This is a genomic window from Legionella sp. ST3F1 (assembly GCF_048553315.1).
Taxonomy (GTDB): domain Bacteria; phylum Pseudomonadota; class Gammaproteobacteria; order Legionellales; family Legionellaceae; genus Tatlockia; species Tatlockia donaldsonii.
The window spans coordinates 67,239-91,416 of sequence record NZ_JBLZIO010000010.1; the positions used below are offsets into that span (position 1 = coordinate 67,239).

A 24,178-nucleotide genomic window follows, 5' to 3' on the forward strand; every position below is an offset into this window, starting at 1 on the left:
CTTTCATGTTTAACAAAATTCTTATCGCTAACCGCGGTGAAATTGCCTGTCGGGTTATTAAAACTGCACGACAAATGGGTATCCACACTGTTGCTATTTATTCAACCGCGGATAAAGACAGTCAACATGTGTCACAGGCCGATAGTGCATTTTGTGTAGGTGATGCAACAGCCAAAAACAGTTATCTCAATATTGAAGCGATTATTGCTGCGGCTAAAACCAGTGGTGCCCAAGCCATTCATCCCGGCTATGGTTTTTTATCTGAAAATCCCTTATTTGCCCAAGCTTGCGCCGATGCAGGAATCGTATTTGTTGGCCCCTCGATTGCAGCGATGGAAGCAATGGCATCAAAACAAGTAGCCAAACAATTACTGGAAAAAACTGGCGTACCTCTTACCCCAGGCTATCATGGTAGCGATCAATCCGATGAGCGCTTATTACAGGAGGCACGTCAGATTGGTTTTCCAGTCTTGCTAAAAGCAGCCAGTGGCGGCGGTGGCAAAGGTATGCGTGCTGTATATAAAGAAGCTGAATTTTCTCAAGCGTTAGCAGGTGCTCGTCGTGAAGCGATGGCGAGTTTTAGAGATGACACCATGCTCATTGAAAAATTAATCAGCAATCCACGCCACGTAGAAGTCCAGATCATGGCGGATAATTATGATCAGATTGTCCATCTTTTCGAACGGGATTGCTCCATTCAGCGACGGCATCAAAAAATTATTGAAGAAGCACCAGCACCTAATTTAACAGCGACCATGCGGCAGGGTTTGGCAGAGGCAGCCTGTGAAGTTGCTCGTTCGATTGCCTATCGTGGTGCGGGCACAGTTGAGTTTTTAGTAGATGGTGACAAAAACCATTTTTATTTCATGGAAATGAATACGCGTTTACAAGTCGAACATCCCGTCACTGAAATGATAACCGGTTTTGATCTGGTAGCATGGCAATTGAAAATAGCAGCTAATGAACCACTCCCCTGCCTCCAGGAAACGATTGCAGCTCATGGCCATGCATTTGAGTGCCGGATCTATGCTGAAGATCCCCAACAAGGCTTCCTGCCATCGATCGGCCAACTGCGTTTTTTACACGAACCGGCAGGCTCGGGTATTCGAATAGATAGTGGTGTATCACTTCATTCGCACATTACCATGCATTATGATCCAATGATTGCCAAATTAATTACCTGGGGGGAAACAAGAGACCAAGCCCTACAACGCATGCAATACGCACTTGCAAACTATGCAGTAGGTGGAGTGAAAACTAACATTGCTTTTTTACAAGCTATTTGTAGACATCCCCGCTTCGCTAAAGCAGATTTAAGCACTGATTTTTTAACTCAGGAAGCGATTAATCTTCCCCTCCCTGACGAACGCCTGGCACTCCTGGCAGTGGCTAGTTATGATTACCTGGTACTCAACAACAATGAAACAGATCCGCTTCGTAACAGTAGTTTTGCCTGGCAAATGCATTTGTCCAGTTATTGGTATTGGCGTTACTTCATTGAAGGTCAACAACAAGAAATCAAGATCCTTCCTCTGACAAATACCTCCTTTAAAGTAAAAATCAGCGAAGAAGAATTCACTTTGTCGCCACGCTTGATTGCTGATAAATTATATCTCGATGACGGTCAGCAAATGAGAGAAATCCTCGTTGATAACCAGGGGCCCAAAATCACTCTATATCTGGCGCAAGGTCCGTTGGTGATTGAACGGTTTAATTGGCAGAATTTTGATCCGCAAGTTGCCACAAAAAAAGGACAACTCACCGCCCCGATGCCAGCAACCGTAGTGGCTATCCTGAAAAATAAGGGTGATAAAGTTAAAGAGGGTGAGAGTTTAATCGTTTTGGAAGCAATGAAAATGGAACACACTATTCATGCCCCCAAAGACGGTATACTGGCTGAATTATTTTACGATGTGGGCTCGCAAGTGAGTGAAGGCGCTGAATTGTTAGCTTTAAAAGATTGACTAGGGACAAGCATGAACTATCCACAACAAGTCACGATAGTTGAAGTGGGGCCACGGGATGGGTTACAGAATGAATCATCCTTTGTTGCTACTGAAAGCAAAGTAGAATTGATCAATTTACTGAGCCAAAGTGGTTTAAAACACATTGAAGTCACCAGCTTTGTTTCAGCAAAAGCGATTCCTCAACTGGCTGACAATGAAACGGTCTTTACCAGCATCGCTAAACCAGCAGGCATTCATTATTCAGCATTAGTACCCAACGAACGCGGCATGTTAAAAGCACTCGAAGCAGGCGTAAAAGAAATTGCAGTCTTTACAGCAGCGAGTGAAGCCTTTAATCAACGTAATATTAATTGTTCAATCAGCGAGAGTATTCATCGCTTTGAGCCCGTTATCGCTTTGGCTAAGGCAAACAAAATTCGCGTACGGGCTTACATTTCCTGTGTTCTCGGCTGTCCTTATGAAGGTGAAATTGCCCCGCAACAGGTCGCTAAGGTTACACGTCAGTTGCTGGCTCTCGAGGTTGATGAAATTTGCCTGGGCGATACCATTGGTGTTGGCACCCCCAAACAAACTATCGCTGTTTTACAACAAGTCCTGGAATTTTTACCTTTGCCTCAGTTAGCGATGCATTTTCATGATACATACGGCCAGGCAATTGCCAATATTTATGCCTCTCTTGAATATGGTATCTATCGTTTTGACAGTTCTGTCGCTGGTCTTGGCGGCTGTCCATATGCCCGAGGTGCAAGTGGAAATGTTGCAACGGAGGATGTTTTATACTTGATGCACGGACTGGGGATTGAAACCGGTGTTGATATTTTCAAGATCGTCGCTGCAGGCGATAAAATATGTAAGCTGTTAGGGAAAAAGAACCAATCGAAAGTAGCGAATGCCCTGCTGGCAAATCAAAGCTAAATCAATAGACTTCTTCGGGAACTCTACTACAGAGAAGAATTGCTGCGTCGATAAGGTGCTCGAATCCTCATGTACTGGCGGCGTACACTACGGTTCTGTGCTCCGTGTCTCCTCGCACTTCTCCTCTGTAGCGAGTTTCTGAAGAAGTCCACTGAAAATTCATGATTGTACTTACCAGGAAATCACTCTAAACTCCTTCGCGGGACTGGGTTTGACCAAGGTTGGAATCCTACCTAAAACTCGAAGTAAACTGTATACATAAAAACCAATTGGTTATATCATACAGCAACTTTTTATTCGAGATATCCAACCAGTCCAAGAGTTGTTGATATTCTTTTTATAGATTAAACGTGAGGCTCAAGATGACGAGTAGTAAATTAAAAGTAGGCTTAGTACAGGAGAAGTGGTCTGAAAATCTACAAGAACATCAAGACCGTCTTGCCTCAGGCATTTTTGCCGCTGCTAAACAAGGGGCTCAACTCGTCTGCCTGCAAGAATTAACGTTGTCACCTTATTTTTGTACCCGCCATGATGTCGATGGTACAGCTTATCAAGAAGAGCTGCTCACAGGCCCTACAGCACAATTTGTCAGTGCCATGGCAAAAGCAGCGAAAGTAACTATTACGTCCTCCTTATTTGAAAAAGCAGGCTATAACACTGCCGTAGCTTTTAATGAGTCAGGTGAATTGGTTGCTGTAACCCGCAAACAGCATATTCCCAGTGGTGAAAAATACCATGAAAATTATTACTTCAAACCAGGTGATTCCGATTATCCGGTCCACAACCTGGTTGGACATCGATTTGGTTTACCTACCTGTTATGATCAATGGTTCCCTGAGTTGTCGCGCATTTACGGTTTAAAAGGAGCAGAAGTTCTGGTTTATCCTACTGCCATTGGTGGAGAACCCACTGCACCAGGTTTTGATAGCCAACCCATGTGGCAAAAAGTGATGGTTGCTCAAGGTATTATGGCAAACACCTTCGTCGTGGCTGTTAACCGTGTTGGCTGTGAGGATGGGCTTGAATTTTACGGCTCTAGCTTTATCTCTAACCCAATGGGTGAAGTTTTAGTGCAAGCGCCACGCAATGAGCCTGCTGTGCTCGTCGCTGAATTGGATTTCAGTCAACGCGCATTATGGGGGCGGCTGTTTCCTTTTGCAGATCAGCGAGAACCTGAAACGTATCATGAGCTCCTCAAAGCCCGTAAATCCGATGTGGGAAAACCCTAATGACTGACAACGCATTCCAAGATGAAAATCTATACAATATTAATAACTGGGGTGAAGGTTATTTCAATATAAACGCAGCAGGAAATATTGCTATCAGCAAAACGCCGGAAGAAAAAGGCGTTGAATTGCAAGCGATTGTAAATGCTGCTAATCGAGCAGGTTTACAATTACCGCTCTTGATTCGTTTTACCGATATTCTTCATGACAGAGTCGTAAAATTAAATGAAGCCTTTGCGCAAGCCATTGAAGAAAACGATTATCGAGGAAGCTATAAACTGGTCTACCCGATTAAAGTTAACCAGGAATATTGCGTAGTGAGGGAAATTTTAAAAGCACCCCGCTACCCAGTGGGTTTAGAAGCCGGTAGCAAACCTGAATTAATGGCAGTGATTGGGTTATTGGGCCAAACGCCTTCCACCATTGTCTGTAATGGCTATAAAGATAACAGTTATATTCGCACGGCTTTAATTGCTCAACAAATGGGCCATGAAGTCTTCATTGTCATAGAAAAACGCTCGGAATTAGACATTATCCTGAAAGAATCTGCACGGCTAGATATCAAACCTAAAATTGGTGTGCGTATCCGTTTAGTCACCAAAGGTGCAGGTAAATGGGAAAATACCGGCGGAGCTAAATCCAAATTTGGTTTAAATGCAGAACAGGTTCTTGAATTAGTCAATCATCTCAAGGCACACAATTCGTTGGATTGCCTGCAATTAATGCATTGCCATTTGGGCTCGCAAATTGCCAACATCCATGATATTCGCCACTGCATGCAGGAAGTTGCCCGCTATTATGTTGAACTGCGTCGCCTGAACGCACCAATCAATACCGTTGATGTTGGTGGTGGTCTTGGGGTGGATTATGAGGGTACACGTTCCAATACAGGTTGTTCAATGAACTATTCTGTAAAAGAATATGCTACTAATATCTTGCTGGCGCTTCGTCCTCTTTGTGAAGAAGCGGGTATGCCGGAACCCAATCTTATTTCTGAATCTGGGCGTGCACTCACAGCCCATCACGCGGTTCTAATTAGCAATATCACTGATGTGGAGCTAGTCAAAAAAACCAGAGAATTGCCCTTCATTGAGGCAGACGATTCTCACGTTATTCGTGATATTTGGGACACTTATCAATCTATTTCTGATAATTCTCCCAGCGAAATTTATAATTATGCTGCTCACTCACTGGATGAGGCTCATTCCATGTTTAAACATGGCGTCATTAGTTTGCAGGAAAAAGCAAAAGTAGAACAATTTTTTACTGCGATTTGCCTTGAAATTCAAGAACGCCTGGATGAAAACAATCCTGGTGATAATGAACTCATCAAGCATATTAACGAACGCTTGGCAGCAAAAATATTTTGTAATCTGTCATTTTTCCAATCATTACCGGATGCATGGGCAATAGGGCAGATTTTCCCAGTTGCACCGATTTCGCAGCTTACCGAAAAACCAACCATGCACAGTATTTTGCAAGATTTGACTTGTGATTCCGACGGTACTTTAAAGGAATACACGGGTAGTTCCTGCATCAATACCACCTTAATGTTGCCCCCGTTTAATGAACATGATCCCTATGCCATTGCTTTCTTTTTAGTAGGCGCCTATCAGGAAATACTTGGCAATTTGCACAATTTATTTGGGGATACGAATTCACTGGATGTGAAATTAACCGGCGAAGGGCAATTTGAGATCAATGATCTAGTCAGCGGTGATACGGTAACCAATGTCTTGAATTTCGCTCATTTTGATACTAAAAAATTGCTACTCTCCTATGAAAAACAATTGATAAGTAGTGAATTACCTCATGAAAAAATTCAGAATTATCTCAATGAGTTACGCAGTATTTTTTCACAACAAACGTACCTCGACAGTAATAAAATAAAAGGATAAGCCATGACAACACCAAAACAAGCCGGCTTTCATATGCCCCCCGAATGGTATCCTCATGCTGGTTGCTGGATGGCCTGGCCTTGTCACCAGGATAGTTGGGCGGCCATCGGTTTGGAGCGTGCGGGAATTGCTTATGCACGGGTTGCCCAAGCCATCGCACAATATGAACCTGTTACCATGCTGGTTAAACCTGCCGATATGGCGCAGGCAAAAAAATTATGTGGTGAGGAAATCCACTTGGTTCCTTTGGCACTCAATGACTCCTGGACGCGTGATACAGGTCCCACGTTTTTACTGAATGAACAAAACGAGTTAGCCGGTGTTGATTGGATTCATAATGCCTGGGGTGGTAATTATGAGGATTGCGCCCTGGATAATCAAATTGCTGCGGCCGTCATCAAACAAACAGGAGCCCGCCATTTTAAAGCACCTCTGGTTATGGAAGGCGGTTCCTTCCATGTCGATGGTGAGGGTACTATTTTAACTAGCCGTGAATGCCTGTTAAATCCCAATCGTAATCCCCACCTCTCTCAAGCCGAGATAGAAGACTATCTTTACAATTATCTCAATGCAGAAAAAATTATTTGGTTAAATAAAGGACTGCTTGGCGATGAGACCGATGGCCACATTGATGAAATTGCCTGTTTTATTGCACCGGGTAAAGTCCTGGCTTTAATTACCCATGATAAAGAGGATGCCAATTACCAAACCCTGCACGAAAACCTCGAGATCCTAAAATCAGTGACTGATGCCAAAGGAAGAAATCTGGAAGTTTTTACCGTAGAACAGCCACCGGCAACGTTTATGGGTGAGGAACGTTTAACTCTTTCCTATATCAATTTCTATCTCGCTAATCAGGGAATCGTGATGCCCGCTTTTGGTCATGCCAAATATGACAAAGCAGCTTACGAACTGTTTTGCCAGTTGTTTCCAAACCATCATATTACACAAATTGATGCGTTAGATGTTTTTGCTGGCGGTGGCGGTATTCATTGTATTACGCAACAACAACCCATCTCCAGGAAATAGTGTTAAGAACTTTCTACTCGGAAAAGCGAAATTCTACCAGGTTTACAAATTCAAATATTACCCTCTCTAGCGGGTAATATTGAATTTACCCTCTCTAGCGGGTAATATTGAATTTACCCTCTCTAGCGGGTAAATAATAGGCCTAAGGAAATTAACCATGCTAATCCATTCACCCAGAGAATTAGCTTTTTTTGTTATTAGTCAACGCAAAAAACTTAAATTAAGTCAGGCAAAGGTAGGTAAGCTTGTAGGATTAAAGCAGCAAACAATTTCAGAGTTTGAACTCAGGCCTGAGAGCACACAACTCGATACCTTATTTCGCATACTATCTGCGCTTAATTTAGACATTAAGATGTTATCAAAACACGAAACTTCTAACAATGAAACCCAATGGACTGAAGAATGGTAACAGCAAAACGAAAAAATCGAATACTCAGTATATTAATGAATGGGATTTTGATCGGAAAACTTGAGAAAACAACAACAGGTGGGTTAATTTTTATTTATGACCAGCAATGGCTTAATACCCCAGGTGCACGGCCCATTTCATTATCATTGCCTTTGACCGAACAGCCTTTTTCTGGCGATATCGTTTATAATTTTTTTGATAATCTCCTGCCTGATAATCAACAAATTAGATCGCGAATTCAGGCTAAATTTCATGTGGCAATAAACCAACCATTTGATCTATTGGCTAGTATTGGTAGAGATTGTGTGGGGGCTGTTCAAATTATCGATGGAGAAATACCAGCCTTTAAAAAAGAAATAAAGGCTGAACCCCTAGATGAAAAAACAATAGCCGCTATTTTACGGGGCTATCAAAACAATCCGCTTGGTATGACTGATCCTACAAGGGAGTTTCGAATTTCCATTGCAGGAGCGCAAGAAAAATCGGCATTCTTGTACCATCAAAAAAAATGGTGCCGTCCCTTAGAAGAAACCCCAACCAGCCATATTTTTAAATTGCCTATTGGCTACATCCCACATCAAAATATGGATTTAAGGGATAGTTGTGAAAATGAATGGTTATGTTCACACCTTGCTGCAGCTTTTGGATTACCCGTCGCAAAGTGCGAAATTCTTCACTTTGAAGAAACCAAAGTGCTTGTGGTAGAGCGGTTTGATCGCAAAATGTCTAGCGATAACGCTTGGATCATGCGATTGCCGCAAGAAGATATATGCCAGGTTCTCGGCATTTCCCCTAATTTAAAATATCAATCAGACGGAGGAGCGGGTATTAGCGAAATTATGCAATTATTACTCGGCGCTACCAATCCTATTGCTGATCGAGATATGTTTTATCGAGCTCAAGTTTTATTTTGGCTATTAGCTGCAATTGATGGCCATGCAAAAAATTTTAGTGTGTTTATCGAGCCTCAAGGAAAATATCACCTCACACCGCTCTATGACATTATGTCAGCCTATCCCTTGATAGAGAAAAAGCAATTACAAGCCCAAAAAATTAAAATGGCCATGGCGTTGAGGGGGAAAAATACCCATTATCACTGGCATAGTATGCAAAGAAGGCATTTTTTAGATACTGCAAAAGCAGTCAATTACTCCACCGAAAGAGCCGAAACCATCCTGGATGAGATGTTAGAAAGAAGCGATGCTGTCATCAATGAAGTAGCTGCCAAATTACCTGGAGATTTTCCAAATGAAATCGCCCAACCTATTTTTACGGGAATCCATTTGGCAACAAAGAAACTAAAGTAAGTTTGAAAGAAAAGGTAAGGGCGAAGGTTGTTGCGCTGAGTAATGCCATCCAATCCTGCGTGTTATTCGGTCTTTTATCGCTACATAAACAAAGGTACAGCGTTCAGGAGTAGAGATCTTAAACGCCGACTTTAAATTATGAATTCATTAAAGAGCTACGCAAGCGAACCTTACTCAATAGAAGAATTACCTTTCAACCCACAAGTGCTCTCTTTTTCTGCGATTCTTCGATTTTTTCAAGTAACAGTTCAAATTGACTATTATCTAAGAATGTCCCGTGGGAGTCTTTTAAATAACCTGTCTCAGACATCACTACTTCCCCACTTTCAAAGGCTCTCACGCCAGTATCGCTAAACAATTTTGGGTAGTAAGAAGGATGAAGATTGACCAACTGGCTCATGGATTGAATCGAGTTATTTTCAAATAACTTCAAACCGTTAGCAGAAATGACATGTGCCAGTGAATCCTTGGTAAAATAAATGATTGCAAACCAACCTGAAATGTAATTTTTTCTCATCATTTTTAAGCCAATCGGTGACAAGAGTAATTCGACTAGTGGTTCAAGTTTAGGGTTATCAGATAGTTTTGCGTCAATTTCTACGGCATTGGATGAGTCCAGTTTTCCATTATTAACCAGCTCAATTAGTCTGGGATTCTTTAACTTGGAGCGAGCATACTCGGTGCTAAAAAACCAATTACTCCCAATAGGCTTAAATTGACAGAATTCTAATTTTTTGGCGACTATCGTCTCAGGAGGCAGGTACATGATGCCATGCATATAAGATTCCAATGAATCCGTTTCAGTTAATTTTTCCCCAGAAGCCCTGGCCTTAGCAATTCTCTCGGCAAACTCATCATTCCATGCACTATATTCACCGTACTCTAACACCTGTTCAAAAGAAAGTGATGTTAAACCCTTTTTCCGGGCGGCTGCCTCTGCATCTTTCTTTAAGGTCTGATAAAAAACATTTTCTTCTATTTTTCGTTTTATAGTCGGTGATTTCGTAGCCATATAGTCAGCTATTTCTTTCTGCAGCCACATCACTCCTGTTCCCTTTTTTCTTAGTCCCATATGAAAATAGGCAGGCGGCGAATTCTTAATAGCATCGAGCTCTATACGTCCCTCTTTACCCGCCTGAATACTCTTGTGAAAGGCATACTCCATCAAAAGAGAGCCAACATGTTTAAATGGAGCATCTGCGTTGATCGAATAATTATCCATACGATGGATATAAAGACAATTCTCCTGAATAGAATACTGCATATAACCTATTTCTTTACCATTTACAAAAACTTTCACGTCGGTACGTGGACCAGAGAATGTTTCCCCGGAGCGCTTACGAATCGCGTAATTAACTGGCTGATTTGTTGAAGTTCGGATTTTGGTCGTTAAGCGCATGTTGTCTAACTCAGTCGAGGAATGATAGTAAATGCGCCGTATAATAGCAGGTTAAAACCAAATCACAATGACGAATGGTTAATCTTATAATTAAATTTTCCACTCTATAAAATACGAATGAGTCGCCTACTACACAGCAAAAAATAACCCGACATACGTTGTTGCTCAGAGTAATGCCGGTTATCATTTAGGCATGCAGTGGAATCGGCCAACTGAACACATTTCCCACCCTTCTTAGACAAAAAATACAGTTAAAAGGAAGTCAATAATGAACACAGCGGTATGGCAACCCAAAGAGCCCCAAAAAAGCAGAATGTGGCAATTTATGCAATTCGTTGCCCAAAAACAGCAGCGACAGTTTGCTGATTATCAACAGTTGCATGCATGGTCCGTGCAAGAACCGGCCCTTTTCTGGCAGGCTCTATGCGATTATTTTCACTTAACCTTTAATAGTTCAGCCAAACAAGCCTTAAACACCTATGACCATATGTTAGATGCCCGTTGGTTCGAGGGAGCAACATTTAATTTTGCTGAAAAATTATTAACTCGACGTGATGAACATCCTGCCTTGATCAGCGTTAATGAAGAGGGAGAACGCCAGGTTTTAAGTTATAAAGAACTGTATCAAGAAGTTGCTCGCTGTGCAGCTGGTTTAAAGCAGGTTGGTGTTGTTAAGGGGGATCGCGTTGCCGCCATCATGCCGAATGTCTCTTATACCATTATCGCCATGTTAGCGACTGCTTCAATCGGCGCTATCTGGTCTTCCTGTTCCCCTGATTTTGGTGCTCAGGCTGCTATAGATCGTTTAGGTCAAATAGAGCCCAAAGTTTTGTTCGTTTGTGATGGCCATCAATATCTGGGCAAAAAGCACGAAGCCACCAGCAAGATAATAGAAGTGAGTAAAGCGATTCCTTCACTGGTTAAAATAGTTGTTTGTCCCGTTATCCATACTGAAGCTAACTTTGACGCCCTTACCAAAGCGATCACTGTTGATAAGTTTGTTAAACCGGTTAAAGATTGTGAGTTTGCGGCACTCCCCTTCGCTCATCCGCTGTATATTCTCTTTTCATCAGGAACAACAGGTAAACCAAAATGCATCATGCATGGTGCCGGTGGAACCCTCTTGCAACATCTAAAAGAATTGGGCCTGCACACGGACATCAAGGCAGAGGACAACCTCTGTTTTTACACAACCTGTGGCTGGATGATGTGGAATTGGATGGTGTCGGTTTTAGCGCTTGGTGCAACACTGACGCTTTATGAAGGGGCTCCGACCTACCCAGATGCCAGTCGTCTGTTCCAATTAATTGAGAATGAAAAAATTACTGTCTTCGGTACAAGTGCCAAATTTATCTCAGCCGTAGAAAAAGCAGATACGAAGCCAAATCAACAATTTTCCTTAAAAACCCTGCGTACAATTCTCTCTACTGGCTCACCACTGTTGCCTAAAAACTATGATTTTGTCTATCAACAGGTTAAATCCGATGTGCAATTGAGCTCCATATCAGGCGGGACTGATATCGTTTCCTGCTTTGCATTGGGTAATCCAATTCTGCCTGTTTATCGCGGCGAATTACAATGTTTGGGGCTTGGCATGGCGGTTAAGGTTTTCAATGAACAGGGGAAACCAGTCAGTGAGGAGCGTGGAGAGTTAGTGTGCACCAAACCCTTTCCATCCATGCCAGTGGGTTTTTGGCAAGATCCAGATAAACAAGCTTATAAACGTGCTTATTTTGAGCGTTTTAACGACGTCTGGGCCCATGGTGACTTTGCCGAAGTGACCAAGCACCACGGTCTTATTATTTATGGTCGTTCCGATGCTGTATTAAATCCTGGTGGTGTACGCATAGGAACCGCTGAAATTTATCGTCAGGTAGAAAAAATTCCTGAAGTGGTCGACAGTGTAGTGATAGGTCAAGACTGGCAAGAAGATGTTCGTGTGGTGTTATTTGTTAAATTAAGAGAAGGCCTACAGTTAAATGACGAGTTGATTAATACCATTCGTCAAACCATACGCCATAATGCTTCTCCTCGCCACGTACCAGCCAAAATCCTGCAAGTGAACGATATACCACGCACGATGAGTGGTAAAACAGTGGAAGTCGCTGTACGACAAACAGTCCATGGGCAGACCATTAACAATCTCCAATCACTTGCCAATCCCGAAGCGTTAAACGATTTTAAAAATCGTCAGGAACTAGCTGACTAGCCTTGGATGGCGGGATGATTAATTCGACAGGATCAAAAAGCAGCCCCTGGCTTATCAGGGGCACTACAGCAACAATGACAAATTTAGTACGATTAAAGTAAAATATCGCCTCTAGAAAAAATTTTTACACATTATAGGCAATCTGATGTGGTATGAAGAACTCCTTATATCCCTAACATCCAAGGTATTTCATCATAAGAGAAAAGCAGCCCGCTATTTTATTGAAGAATTATTCCTTTTTTTAGACACCCTCTATCAACCACTACCTATTGAACTGTTATTAGGTGTTAATGAGAAAATGTACGCCAAATACAGTTTAAGACGCAATAACTCTGTTCATTTAGCTGCTTTTACACGAGATCTTTTAGGCCTTAGTATCCTTTACATCAAAATTACCGATGACCATCTTATTAAGAACAGTATCTTTACTGATTTTATTAACCAGGAAAGAATGGTTGCTGCCCTTAATTTTGGCAACGATAAACGATTCGCCAGAAAGGCGCCTTTAGCCAGGATTAATCTTATAGAACGCATTATTCTGAAAAATTTTACTGTCATAGACAGCTCAAACCCCTTACATAAAAATTCGTTAGAAGTTGATTTAGCCCATGTTTTAATGATTGTTACTCAAAGAAAATCGCATCAACTGATCGAGGCAATGCTCAATTCTTTTCAGCCTTTCATACCAATTTGTTACCCCTATATAGAGAAGAATGATAAATTCGGTCATTTTGTCATAGAACTGTACCGGTTAAAAAATCAGCTTGAAATGGAAGCAATAACAAAGGGATATGAAGCTGATCGGGAGAGTTCCTTCTCTTTTTTTGCTTTTGGCAATCCCTTGGAGCGAATCCACTCCATAGCGCCATCTAAATCCTCCTCCCCTATCAAAGCCTATGATCCCATGTTTTACGGCTGCCCATCAACATTGGAAACAGGAGGAAGAGCCCCCGCTACAACAACCCAGTTTTCCTTTTTTGCCATGGAGGCTGTTTTGACTAAATCACAACAGAAAGAGACAACCTTAGATGATAGGGAGTTACCAGACATGTCACCACCCCCCCCCTATCTCTCCCTGTTTGCCCCTTCTAAAGCCACCGAGAAAATTTATACAACGCGAAACAAGGATGAAGAGGGCAACGAAACCAGGCTAACCCCAAACCAAGAGTTATGATTTTCAGGTATTGCAATAAAGCACAGAAAACCAAGCTATCGGTATCTGGAAATAATCTTAAGTAATTTGGCGCTCATTGCTAAACACTTGAAAACTCTTTCCTAATTGACAATGGATTTGATGGCGCTCTACAGGATGATAATCTTTGGCGTTCATAATAGCCACTTGTACTTCAACGCTAGTATCTGCATGAATATTGTACTTCACGAACTCGATAATAGGATTTCCGAGATTATCCAACGTGAAATGCTTATCAGAGGCAGTAACTCGGTTATTGGCAATTAACATCAGCGCATGAGGCCTGAAGGATGCTTTAATATTAGCGGTTGGATTCTCTGTTTCACAATCCTTGAAGGATACTACAAAATTTATTTGTTTCCCTCCAACTACAGCATCTGCCACTTCAGCAAAAGTACTAAGCTCACTGGCATGTACTGAGAATGATAACAGCGCAAGAATTGACATTAATTGCTTTTTCATTAACACAGCTCCTTCATCCGATCAATAGTGAGAGTTGAGGTTGCCAATAAATTTAAGGCTTGTCAATTTAACCTCAATCTTTGATTCTTCTCCTATTATGAAAATCGGATCTATAATAAACAGGACTTACGAAAAAACATCGAGGTCCAGGCAAAATTTGATTTTAACATTGGAGTTCCAGGTAAGACCTGATAATCAAGCTAACACGTAGCCATATCTGTTAAAAGATAAAAAGAAAAATTTATAAGGAGATTTGGATGTGCGATCGTAAATGCTTTACCAATGGTGTGCTTTCGGGTGTAGTGGCTGGTATTGTCTTTGCCTTTTTTTTAATTCTTGGCGGTATGTCTGAAACCCTGGGCAGTATCATCGGCATGCCTACTAAACTAGGCGGGATGATGGTTCACTTTATAATCAGTATTATCGCGGGACTTGTCTTCGCTTTTGTCTTCGGCTGGCTAATCCATTCATGGTTTACTTCGATTTTCTGGGGACTCTTCTTTGGTATAGGCATGTGGATAATAGGTCCTATGACCCTGTTACCGACTTTATCTGCAGGTGACCCTTTGTTTGTAAAATGGAATCTTGCTGGTCTGCAAAGTAATATACAACCGTTAATTGGCCATTTGGTTTATGGTTTAGTTTTAGGCCTGGTTTATTGTTTTTTAAAGAAGGGAAAACTACATAAACTCAAAGTGCCTAAAAAACAAAAAGATTAAACCCTCAAAGAGGCAGAGACACGCTTTTAGTTTCTTTCACTAAAGAGATATTGTATGATACGCGCTTGCGCCGATTTGAAACTTCAGCTTGCGGGCGCTCAGTAATATGGTCTAGGCTCATTTTATTGTAAATACGGCTAAAGCGGGTAATTTCCCTCCTTGCCTCCGCATGCTGCAATACCCTTAGGTTGATGTAATGATAGAATTAAATGGATTAACCAAATCCTATGCAACGAACATTGCCTTGCGTGATATCAATTTATTCATTCAGGAAGGTGAGATTTTTGGCATCATAGGCAAAAGTGGTGCTGGAAAATCCACTTTATTACGCTCCATTAATCTACTGGAAAGACCGAGTAGTGGAGAAGTCATTGTTGATAATGAAAATATTACACACCTATCTATGCAGGGTTTGCGTAAAGCCCGCCACAAAATGGCAATGATTTTCCAGCATTTTAATTTACTCAATTCCAAAACGGTTTATGACAATATTGCACTGCCTATGCGCATCCAGGGAATAACCGAATCGGTTATCCATGAAAAAATTCACGAATTACTCCCTCTTGTTGAGCTTGAGGAAAAAATACATCATTATCCAGGACAGCTTAGCGGGGGACAAAAGCAGCGCGTTGCCATTGCGCGTGCCCTCAGCTGCTCACCTAAAATTCTTCTCTGTGATGAAGCAACATCTGCCCTCGATCCGGAAACAACCAATGCCATTCTTGAATTACTAAAGAAAATTAATACTTTGTACGGTATTACCATTGTATTAATTACTCATGAAATGGAAGTAGTAAAACGAATCTGCCATCGCCTCGCTGTCATGGAGGCTGGTGAGATTGTTGAAATAACCTCCTTGGCGAGCGTATTCAGTAATCCAGCCAGCCCAGCACGAAGCATGCTATATACTCAGTTAAGCCCGCAACTACCAACTTGCCTGCAGAGTTCACTATCCAGCGTAGCCAATAATAAACCCTTGTTACGCCTCTTTTTCCAGGGTGATAATGCGACTATTCCCTTTATTAGCAAAACCAGTCGTGAGCTGAATTTAGATATTAATATCCTCCTTGCTAATATTGACCAATTTGATGCGGTTACCTGCGGTGTGCTGATAGTCGAATTAGCCGCTAATCAGGCATTGCTGCAAAAATTTATCAAACGTTGCGAAGAATCTAATTTAACGGTGGAGATTTTAGGTTATGTCACTGACGATGTTTTATGATTTAATGGTGGCCAGTGGTGAAACGCTCTACATGGTGATTGTCAGCACTGTATTTGCCGTCTTACTAGGATTACCTTTAGGTACTCTTCTTTTCACCTCTGCAAAAATCAAACCCCACCCAGGGTTGCATCGCTTCATTGCTGCAATTATCAACATGAGTCGCTCCATCCCTTTTATTATCCTGCTTGTTGCCTTGATTCCAATTACCCGTTTTATTGTGGGGACCTCGATTGGTTTACATGCCGCCATGGTTCCACTTACGCTTGGCGCTACTCCTTTTTTTGCTCGTTTAGTGGATAACATCTATCAAAGTTTACCCAATGGTCTGATCGAAACTGGTTTTTCCATGGGGGCAAATACCTGGCAAATGATTCGTCATCTCTTGTTTCCAGAAGCTTTTCCTGCGTTAATTCATGCTGTCACTATTACTGCGATTACCTTGGTGAATTACTCCGCCATGGCAGGTACCGTAGGTGGAGGTGGTTTAGGTGATTTGGCAATTCGTTACGGTTATCAACGTTTTAATGTGAGTGTCATGTTAGCAACCGTCTTTATTTTGGTATTAATTGTCCAATTACTCCAAATGGGTGGCGATCGTTTAGCACGCCGATTTTCGCACAATTAGATAGGGTAGAAATTTAGGAGTCATCATGCGTTTTTTTAGTATCTTAGTTTTGTTAGTCAGCTTAGTGGCATGCCATAAACCCTCACCCAATACCCTAACCATCGGCACTATTGCAGGTCCCGAAACTGATTTGGTTGAAACAGCAAAAGAGGTAGCCGAGCAAAAATACGGCTTAACCATTAAAATTGTCGAATTTAACGACTATAATTTACCCAATGAAGCCTTACAAGACGGAAGCCTGGATGCCAATGTTTACCAACATTTACCTTATTTACAAGCCGCTAACAAAGCACATGGCTATGATCTCGAAGCAATAGGTAAAACCTTTGTTTACCCCACAGGGGTTTACAGCAAAAAAATCAAAAAACTAAACCAGTTACCCGATAAAGCCACCATTGCTATTCCTAATGATCCGAGCAATGAAGCGAGGGCTTTATTACTACTGCAAAAAGCCGGTTTAATTACCCTGAAAAAAACAGACTTGGCTAGTGTCGCTGATATTGCCAGCAATCCCAAACACCTCGCCATTAAAGAATTGGATGCAGCTCAATTACCACGTATTTTAGACGATGTGGATGCAGCAGTTATCAATACCACCTTTGCAATTCCAGCAGGTCTCAGTCCTTCCCGCGATGCAATCTATGTCGAAGGAAAAGATTCCCCCTATGCCAATTTAATTGTGATTCGTCGTGACAGTCCTAAAAAGGCTCAACTTGAAGAGTTTGTTAAAGCAATGAACTCCAAGGAAGTAACGAATAAAGCGCAAGAGCTTTTTGGTGACGCTGCAATACCAGCCTGGTAACCTCCTGCATTCGCGGAAGCAGCTTTGTACTGCGCTGGTTCCGCGAATCCACTCTTAACTATTAAAACAAAAATAAGATACTTTACCCCCGGCATTCTATATATGTTAAGAAAAAGTTAAGAAGAATCGGCTTAATCCTATTTTAATTATTTAGGTGTTATACTTTTCTTATCTGACTACTACCTTAACAGAGATAGACATTATGGCTGACCCTACAAATATTAAGACCAGAGGGCAAAAAATCAAAAATGCATTCACTCTGGGAGCAATGAGCACTGAACAGCAGGTTGCTTATTGGGATGAACACAGAAAAAGCGTGGGTATTGAGGGCGGTATCACGGCTCGCACTACTATGGAAAATTACTCATCAAAAAGGCTTAAAGATCTGAGTGATTTTGATAAAATAGTCGATGGCGATAAAAAACCCCTTAAGACCACAACACCAGATGGCAAATCAATTACTGAAAAATTTGGATCGGATCCAGATCTTGTTAATGGTATAAAAGAAGTATTTGCCAAAACCCCAGCCACTGATAAAGCGATTAGTGATTTTACCAAAGATGTCACTAACTTGCATACGTTAGTGATGGCAAATCCTCCTCAATACAGTGCTGCCGGAATAGCCAATGTTTTACAAGAAAAGAAATCTGACGCATTGGCAGCAATCAAGGCCCAACAAGCGAAAGAGCTTGAACGGCTCAATGATAAATTTGCGCCTGCTAATCCCCCTGCTCGTAATGAATTTCGCGAAAAAATAAAAGCTGCCATGGGACCAGGCACCACCGAAGAACAGGTGAACAAAGTTAAGGATGATATGGTTAATGCGACGAAAGCATCCCATGCCTCACAAATAAAACGGGCTGAGGCGGAGTTTAACTACAGCATTAAAAAATTTTATTCGGCTATGCAAAAGGAATTCGATCGTATTGCATTACTCGGTGATCGCTATGAGCGCGATAAACAAATGAGGGCAGCAATTGATACGCTGGCTGCGCAACGAGCAGCCAACGAACCGCGTCGATCGACCACTGTTTCAATTCAAGCCGATCAATCAACCGCGATTTTGAGAGGGATTAAAGTTCAGGATTTAGACACAATCAATACTTTAACTGGCAGGCCTCTTACCAAAAATACGGATGGTTCCTATTCAATGAAACTATCTAAGGATTGGATTTTCTTTGATCGTAAAGCCCGCGATGTAACAAAGAGTGTTGAAAAGGATTTAGCCAGTCTCGCGCATACTATCAAAGCGACGGGTGCCGAAACGATTACCATGGAACTCACTGCAGCAGATCCTGATAAAGCAAAAGAATTAGGGAAAAAAGCTTACGAAGCCGCTATTAAGGCAGGTTTTGAGCCGAGAGATATCAATATCGTAGTCAATGGTAAATCGCTTACCGAAAAATATGAAAAAGGAAAGCTCAAAGAAGAAGATAAATTGTTTGACGATGAACCCAGTCGGTTGCGAAAAGCTAAAAATGAAGCCACTAAAATTGCCCAGGAACGTGAAGGACGAGTCTTTAACTCACCGGGCGCTAAAACAGAATCAGTCAGCATCAAGCAAAAACTCCAGGAAATGCGGACTACGCCTCCACCACCAACAGGTTCTACGGCACCTAGTCTTGGAGGCGGTACTATTTAACCCCACACACTCTGATTACCTCTTGCAGCCAATGTTTAAAAAATTCCACTGTCCCTGACAGTGGAATTCTGTTATTTTTATTAGAAAATTCAGAGGATTATTACTGGATTTTTACTCCTGGTACTTGAGTAGATAAAACACTGAAGTCTGGAGCGCCTTGCCAAGAGGTTAAAGATCCACAACCCAAAATGTTGTTATGGAATTCAATAGACCTCTTGCATAACTGCGTATTTTGTTTTTGCGCAAAGCATAAACGTTTCAAGAAGCAGAGTTTACAAGTCGTCAATGAACACTGCATAACGTTGCAACGCAGCAATGGAAGCAAAGAACAGTTATGCAAGAGGTCTAATACAGCCCAGTAAAGGAGGACAACCATGAGTACTCAACGTTTTGATGATTTTGAGATAGGGCTTGAAGAAAGTATTAACTCAACGGAAATGAGCACTGAAACTCATCTAAGTACCAAATTGGAACGACGCCGGCGTATTGAAGACATTTTTGAACAAAAACGTTTGCGCGAAGAGTTGGGCGAATTCGATCTGGCTTAAGGCTGATTGAAACATGGTGCTAGCTTGAGTGCCTAAGCGTTGCTTTTCGGATATCATCGCGGAGCATATTCACTAATCTGTGAGCAGCAAGGTATAGAAAATCAAAGTTTAGGTACTTAGATAGTGTCATTAACCTTTAAGTTTTACTGTCAAAAGCAGAAGCATTTGCATAGATATCGAACCGAACTGTTTTGCCTGCGATACTGCTAGTCGGTGGCAACAGGGCAGGCAAATGCTGCGGCCATTTAACGACTACTCGTTTAAGAGCCTTGGTTTTGGCTAACGCTAAAAGCGCTAATGAATCTTCATCAGTACCAATTAGCTGTTGCAAAGCTTGCATGTCTTTCTTGACCAGTGCCGCTTTTTGCCGTTGTGGATGCATGGGATCCATATAAATAACTTCTGGGTAGGCATTCAAAGGCAAATCTTGTAAATAATGAAGCGCATCACCGTGTTTTACTTTGAGTTTCAAGCGCTCTTTGGAATGCTCATCACGGCGCATCAACGCATCAGCAAGTAAGACAGCCATTATCGGCTGACGCTCTATCATAAGCACTTCCGCACCGAAACTGGCGAGTACAGCAGCGTCTCTCCCCCACCCAGCCGTTACGTCAATAATTCGCGTCCCTGGACCCGGTTTGCAAGCACGTACCAATCCCTGTTTTTTCCCCGCATCACGGCGTTTTTGCCAGGTCGACGTGGTAAAATCCGCATACAAGGGTGAAAAAGCAGGAATTTTAAGAACCAATCTCTCGCTGGTCACTAACAATTGCCTGGCAGCTTGATTATTTATCTCGAGTCCCAATTGTACAGCAAGCTGTTCTGCTTCCTCCTCCAGCGCTTCATTTTCGTAGCCAATTGCCAACTGATCATTCATGGTGCTAATAACTGCTCGACACATTGCGCAAGCGAATTAAAAACAGGGACATGGGAATAGGCTTGTAAAGCAATTCTATCGGTCATTGGTGAAAAAACCAGCAGTGGTTTTGCGCCTACAGCTTCTGCGGCCTGAATATCAGATACTCTGTCTCCAATAAAGGGCGTATCAATCAAAGTACACTCTAATTTTCTTGCTAATGCATATAACATCCCTGGATTTGGTTTGCGACAAAAACAACCTTGATCGGGCATGTGGATACAATACTCTATTGCTTCAATTTCTCCTCCTGCAGCACGTACATGTTGCAAGAGTTTTTCATGAATAGCAGCAAGGGCTTCCTCATTATAATAACCACGGGAAACACCCGATTGATTCGTAGCAACACCAATACGATACCCGGCCTTGGTTAAAGCGGCGATCGCCTCAACACTACCAGGTAAAAAGATAAACTCATCAACTGATTTAATATAGTGAAGAGAGTCCTGGTTAATTACGCCATCTCTGTCTAACAGAACTACTTTCGAAAGAAGTCTATTCATAAGTCAATTTGTAAGAGAGAAATATCTGCAACGCCTTGTAACAGTGTTTGCAAACGAGCCAATAAACTCAACCGATTCATTTTAACGTCTTTATTATCAACCATCACCATGACATGTTCAAAAAAAGCGTCTACTGGTTCGCGTAAACTGGCAAGCTGAGTAAGAATATGCCCATAATCACCTGTTGCGTAAAGAGGCTGCACAATAGTTTCCATTGCATGTAAATGCGTATAAAGTGCCTTTTCAGCGCCTTCTTCCAACAACGCTTCATCAATAGCTGAAAAGCCACTTTGCTCCGCTTGCTGTAACAAATTATTTACGCGTTTACAGGCTGCTGATAAAACAACTGCTTCCGGTTGTCTAGTAAAGACTGCCAGCGCTTTAATCCGTTTATCAAAGTCATACAACCAATCCTCTTGACGGGCACGAACCGCGTGGACCAGATCAATACCCAAATTGTGGCTCTGATAATAAGACTGCATCCGTTCCAATATAAAGGGCTGCAGTTCTGCCAAAGAGACGTTTGCTTCTGCCGGCAAGGTATCAGCATACATTGTCACTGTTTTTTCTATTAACTCAGACAAACGAAGTTTTACTGGCGTAGCAAGCAACAACCGTACAACTGCGAGTGCGTGACGACGTAACTTAAATGGATCCTTAACCCCAGAAGGTTTTTGACCAATAGCAAAAATACCAACCAAAGTATCCAATCGTTCAACCAGGGATAAGGCCAGTCCCAAATCGGTTTTAGGTAATTGATCCGCTGCAAACCGAGGCATATACTGCTCATTCAAGGCAATTGCCACGTCCTCTGTTTCCTTGTCATGATGGGCATAATAATACCCCATCAAACCTTGTAACTCAGGAAATTCCCCGACCATCCCAGTCAAGAGATCACATTTACTTAATTCTGCTGCTCGCTGGGCTTCCTTTTCATTTAATCGAAGTGGCGAAGCCAGGTAAGTCATTAAACCTTGCATACGTTTGGTTTTATCATACAGGCTACCTAAACGTGCCTGAAAAACAACTTTCTTAGTGGCCTCAATATGATCGCTCAACGCCCGCTCTTTATCCTTGCGAAAGAAGAAAGCGGCATCACTTAACCTGGCACGCATGACTTTCTCATTACCGTTGATAACCTGCTTGGGGTTGGTACTGCGAATGTTACTAACTGTAATGAAATTTGCCAGCAATTTTCCACTGCTATTTTGTAAAGCAAAACATTTTTGATGTGACTGCATGGATGCAATCAAGGCTTCTGCAGGTACCTCCAGAAAATCCTGATCAAAGCTGGCATTCAATGCTTGCGGCCATTCAACAATTGAGGTGACTTCATCAAGCAACTCATCTGGCATGATTGCTTGCGCACCCTGTTCTTTGGCAAGTTGTTCTACTTGTTTAACAATCAATGCCCGACGCTTACTAAAATCAGCAATCACAAACGCCTCTTGTAATAATGCTTCATAATCTTGTGGTTTTTTTATTTCTATTGCTTGCGGGTGATGAAAACGGTGGCCATAGCTATGACATCCAGTCTTTACCCCTAAAATATCACAAGCTATTACTTCATTTCCGAACAGCATAACCGCCCAGTGGACTGGCCGCGCAAATTCAACATCACCATTCCCCCAACGCATGGGTTTAGCAATGGGTAAAGTTGCTAATACCTGGTTAATCATCGTGGGCAATAATTCACTTGTTTTTGCCCCCTTAACAGTAGATTCATGAACCAGCCATTCACCTTTATCCGTTTTAATGGAGACTAAATCACGTACATCTACACCACAAGATTTAGCAAAACCTAATAAGGCTGCTGTAGGTTTACCCTCTGTATCATAAGCAGCGGCCAGAGCAGGACCACGTCGAGATATAATTTGGCTAGGCTGTTCATCTTGCAAGCCAGACACTAGAAAAGCCAAACGTCTTGGTGTTGCGAAAGACTTTATCCCAGCGTGATGAATCTTTGCTTTTTCCAACAGGGCTAAAAAATTATTTGCCAAAGCATCAGCTAAAGGCCAAACAGCCGCAGAAGGAAGCTCTTCACAACCTAATTCAAATAAAAAATCATTTGCCATCACACACCTTTTGCATAGGGAATCCTAGCGCCTCGCGCGCCTCATAATAAGCTTGTGCCACTGATCGGGATAAATGGCGTACTCGTAAAATATAGCGCTGCCTTTCCGTTACAGAAATCGCTCGTCGTGCATCTAACAAGTTAAAGGCATGAGACGCTTTAATGACCATTTCATACGCCGGTAAAGGCAGATTCAAAGCAACCAGCTTTTCTGCCTCCCCTTCGTAGTAATCAAACTGTTTAAACAAAGCATCCACATTGGCGTATTCGAAATTGTAAGCTGACATTTCAACTTCGTTTTGATGAAACACATCACCATAGGTGACTACACCCTGTGCTGTTTCACACCAAGGCAAATCGAACATATTATCCACGCCTAACAGATACATGGCCAATCGCTCAAGGCCATAAGTCAATTCACCTGTAATTGGTTTACATACTAAACCACCCACTTGTTGAAAATAGGTGAACTGCGATACCTCCATACCATTTTGCCACACTTCCCAGCCTAGTCCCCAGGCCCCCAACGTAGGTGATTCCCAATTATCTTCGACAAAACGAAGATCATCTGCCAACGGATCAACACCCAAGGCACGTAGAGAGTTCAAGTACTTTTCTTGTATATCGAGGGGAGATGGTTTCAAAATTACCTGAAACTGATAATAATGCTGGCCCCGGTTAGGGTTTTCCCCGTAGCGCCCATCAGTTGGTCGTCGCGAAGGTTGCACATAGGCTACTGACCATGGTTCAGGGCCTATCGCTCGTAAAAAAGTAGCCGGGTGAAAAGTCCCAGCCCCTACTTCCATATCCAAAGGTTGTAATAATACACAGCCTTCTGCAGCCCAAAATTGCTGCAGGGCTAATATAATATCCTGGAAAGTACTGGGTTTTGTCATGTTTGTCTCAAAATAACGAGTAAAGCTCTTTATGAATGGCAAGATACTATCATTCTTTCCGTTCACACCAGAAGGAATAAGTAGACTTCTTTCGAAACTTGCTGCATTGAAGGCAGAAAAAGAAAACACGGAGCTCGGAACCCTGGTATGCAGGATTCGAGCGCCACATCGAATTCAGTCGTATTTCGAAAGATAATCCAAGGACTAAGCCTATTACA

The 24,178-nt window shown here is 42.1% G+C and carries 21 protein-coding genes; 15 read left to right on the forward strand and 6 right to left on the reverse strand.

Annotated elements, in window-relative coordinates; genetic code table 11:
- Positions 1–5 precede the first annotated feature (5 nt).
- The 7 genes from ACN4Z1_RS08565 (at position 6) to ACN4Z1_RS08595 (ending at position 8,751) form a co-directional block, all read left to right on the forward strand.
- Positions 6–1,964 carry an acetyl/propionyl/methylcrotonyl-CoA carboxylase subunit alpha gene (locus ACN4Z1_RS08565; protein ID WP_228363294.1) on the forward strand — a complete coding sequence of 653 codons (1,959 nt, stop codon included), beginning with the start codon at positions 6–8 and terminating at the stop codon, positions 1,962–1,964.
- Between the two features lie 12 nt (positions 1,965–1,976).
- Positions 1,977–2,882 (forward strand): hydroxymethylglutaryl-CoA lyase, encoded by a 906-nt coding sequence (locus ACN4Z1_RS08570; protein ID WP_228363295.1) that lies wholly within the window; start codon positions 1,977–1,979, stop codon positions 2,880–2,882.
- A 362-nt stretch (positions 2,883–3,244) separates the two neighbouring features.
- Positions 3,245–4,111, forward strand: coding sequence for a carbon-nitrogen hydrolase (locus ACN4Z1_RS08575; protein ID WP_228363296.1), 867 nt, complete (start codon positions 3,245–3,247; stop codon positions 4,109–4,111).
- Entirely contained in the window at positions 4,111–6,006 is a 1,896-nt protein-coding gene (speA, locus tag ACN4Z1_RS08580; protein WP_228363297.1) for a biosynthetic arginine decarboxylase, read from the forward strand. Before ACN4Z1_RS08575 ends, speA begins: the two co-directional genes overlap by 1 nt.
- Positions 6,007–6,009: 3 nt before the next feature.
- Positions 6,010–7,035 (forward strand): agmatine deiminase family protein, encoded by a 1,026-nt coding sequence (locus ACN4Z1_RS08585; RefSeq protein WP_115221820.1) that lies wholly within the window; start codon positions 6,010–6,012, stop codon positions 7,033–7,035.
- Between the two features lie 157 nt (positions 7,036–7,192).
- On the forward strand, positions 7,193–7,444 hold the full coding sequence (locus tag ACN4Z1_RS08590) for a helix-turn-helix domain-containing protein (protein WP_115221821.1): 252 nt from the start codon (positions 7,193–7,195) through the stop codon (positions 7,442–7,444).
- Positions 7,438–8,751: a type II toxin-antitoxin system HipA family toxin gene (locus ACN4Z1_RS08595; protein WP_228363298.1), complete on the forward strand. Its 1,314-nt coding sequence runs from the start codon at positions 7,438–7,440 to the stop codon at positions 8,749–8,751. The genes ACN4Z1_RS08590 and ACN4Z1_RS08595 overlap by 7 nt, the downstream gene beginning before the upstream one ends.
- 193 nt (positions 8,752–8,944) lie before the next feature.
- Here the strand turns inward: ACN4Z1_RS08595 and ACN4Z1_RS08600 are convergent, their stop codons facing one another.
- Positions 8,945–10,150: a hypothetical protein gene (locus ACN4Z1_RS08600; protein WP_228363299.1), complete on the reverse strand. Its 1,206-nt coding sequence runs from the start codon at positions 10,148–10,150 to the stop codon at positions 8,945–8,947.
- 268 nt (positions 10,151–10,418) lie between these two features.
- Here ACN4Z1_RS08600 and ACN4Z1_RS08605 point away from each other — a divergent pair, with 268 nt between their 5' ends.
- Positions 10,419–12,359, forward strand: a complete 1,941-nt coding sequence (locus ACN4Z1_RS08605; RefSeq protein WP_228363300.1) for an acetoacetate--CoA ligase — start codon at positions 10,419–10,421, stop codon at positions 12,357–12,359.
- A 145-nt stretch (positions 12,360–12,504) separates the two neighbouring features.
- Positions 12,505–13,533, forward strand: coding sequence for a hypothetical protein (locus ACN4Z1_RS08610; RefSeq protein ID WP_228363301.1), 1,029 nt, complete (start codon positions 12,505–12,507; stop codon positions 13,531–13,533).
- A gap of 57 nt (positions 13,534–13,590) precedes the next feature.
- Here ACN4Z1_RS08610 and ACN4Z1_RS08615 read toward each other — a convergent pair whose 3' ends face one another.
- On the reverse strand, positions 13,591–14,013 hold the full coding sequence (locus tag ACN4Z1_RS08615; protein WP_228363302.1) for a VirK family protein: 423 nt from the start codon (positions 14,011–14,013) through the stop codon (positions 13,591–13,593).
- 257 nt (positions 14,014–14,270) lie between these two features.
- On the opposite strand from ACN4Z1_RS08615, the gene ACN4Z1_RS08620 reads away from it, so the two are divergent.
- The 6 genes from ACN4Z1_RS08620 (at position 14,271) to ACN4Z1_RS08645 (ending at position 19,571) form a co-directional block, all read left to right on the forward strand.
- A complete protein-coding gene (locus ACN4Z1_RS08620; RefSeq protein ID WP_228363303.1) occupies positions 14,271–14,732 on the forward strand; it encodes a DUF1440 domain-containing protein in 462 nt (153 codons plus the stop codon).
- Positions 14,733–14,928: 196 nt separating this feature from the next.
- Complete coding sequence (locus ACN4Z1_RS08625; protein ID WP_228363304.1) at positions 14,929–15,954, forward strand: ATP-binding cassette domain-containing protein; 1,026 nt, start codon at positions 14,929–14,931, stop codon at positions 15,952–15,954.
- Complete coding sequence (locus ACN4Z1_RS08630; RefSeq protein ID WP_228363305.1) at positions 15,932–16,579, forward strand: methionine ABC transporter permease; 648 nt, start codon at positions 15,932–15,934, stop codon at positions 16,577–16,579. The genes ACN4Z1_RS08625 and ACN4Z1_RS08630 overlap by 23 nt, the downstream gene beginning before the upstream one ends.
- A gap of 25 nt (positions 16,580–16,604) precedes the next feature.
- Positions 16,605–17,381, forward strand: a complete 777-nt coding sequence (locus ACN4Z1_RS08635) for a MetQ/NlpA family ABC transporter substrate-binding protein (protein WP_115221830.1) — start codon at positions 16,605–16,607, stop codon at positions 17,379–17,381.
- Between the two features lie 202 nt (positions 17,382–17,583).
- Positions 17,584–19,023, forward strand: coding sequence for a hypothetical protein (locus ACN4Z1_RS08640; protein ID WP_228363306.1), 1,440 nt, complete (start codon positions 17,584–17,586; stop codon positions 19,021–19,023).
- A gap of 374 nt (positions 19,024–19,397) precedes the next feature.
- Positions 19,398–19,571, forward strand: coding sequence for a PA3496 family putative envelope integrity protein (locus ACN4Z1_RS08645; protein ID WP_181879383.1), 174 nt, complete (start codon positions 19,398–19,400; stop codon positions 19,569–19,571).
- A 136-nt stretch (positions 19,572–19,707) separates the two neighbouring features.
- Here ACN4Z1_RS08645 and ACN4Z1_RS08650 read toward each other — a convergent pair whose 3' ends face one another.
- From ACN4Z1_RS08650 to glyQ, 4 genes are read right to left on the reverse strand one after another with little or no spacing between them, the layout of a single operon-like run.
- Positions 19,708–20,448, reverse strand: a complete 741-nt coding sequence (locus ACN4Z1_RS08650; protein ID WP_228363307.1) for a class I SAM-dependent methyltransferase — start codon at positions 20,446–20,448, stop codon at positions 19,708–19,710.
- A complete protein-coding gene (gmhB, locus tag ACN4Z1_RS08655; protein ID WP_228363308.1) occupies positions 20,445–20,990 on the reverse strand; it encodes a D-glycero-beta-D-manno-heptose 1,7-bisphosphate 7-phosphatase in 546 nt (181 codons plus the stop codon). The genes ACN4Z1_RS08650 and gmhB overlap by 4 nt, the downstream gene beginning before the upstream one ends.
- Positions 20,987–23,065: a glycine--tRNA ligase subunit beta gene (gene glyS, locus ACN4Z1_RS08660; protein ID WP_228363309.1), complete on the reverse strand. Its 2,079-nt coding sequence runs from the start codon at positions 23,063–23,065 to the stop codon at positions 20,987–20,989. The genes gmhB and glyS overlap by 4 nt, the downstream gene beginning before the upstream one ends.
- Positions 23,055–23,960 carry a glycine--tRNA ligase subunit alpha gene (glyQ, locus tag ACN4Z1_RS08665; RefSeq protein WP_228363310.1) on the reverse strand — a complete coding sequence of 302 codons (906 nt, stop codon included), beginning with the start codon at positions 23,958–23,960 and terminating at the stop codon, positions 23,055–23,057. Before glyQ ends, glyS begins: the two co-directional genes overlap by 11 nt.
- Positions 23,961–24,178: the final 218 nt, after the last annotated feature.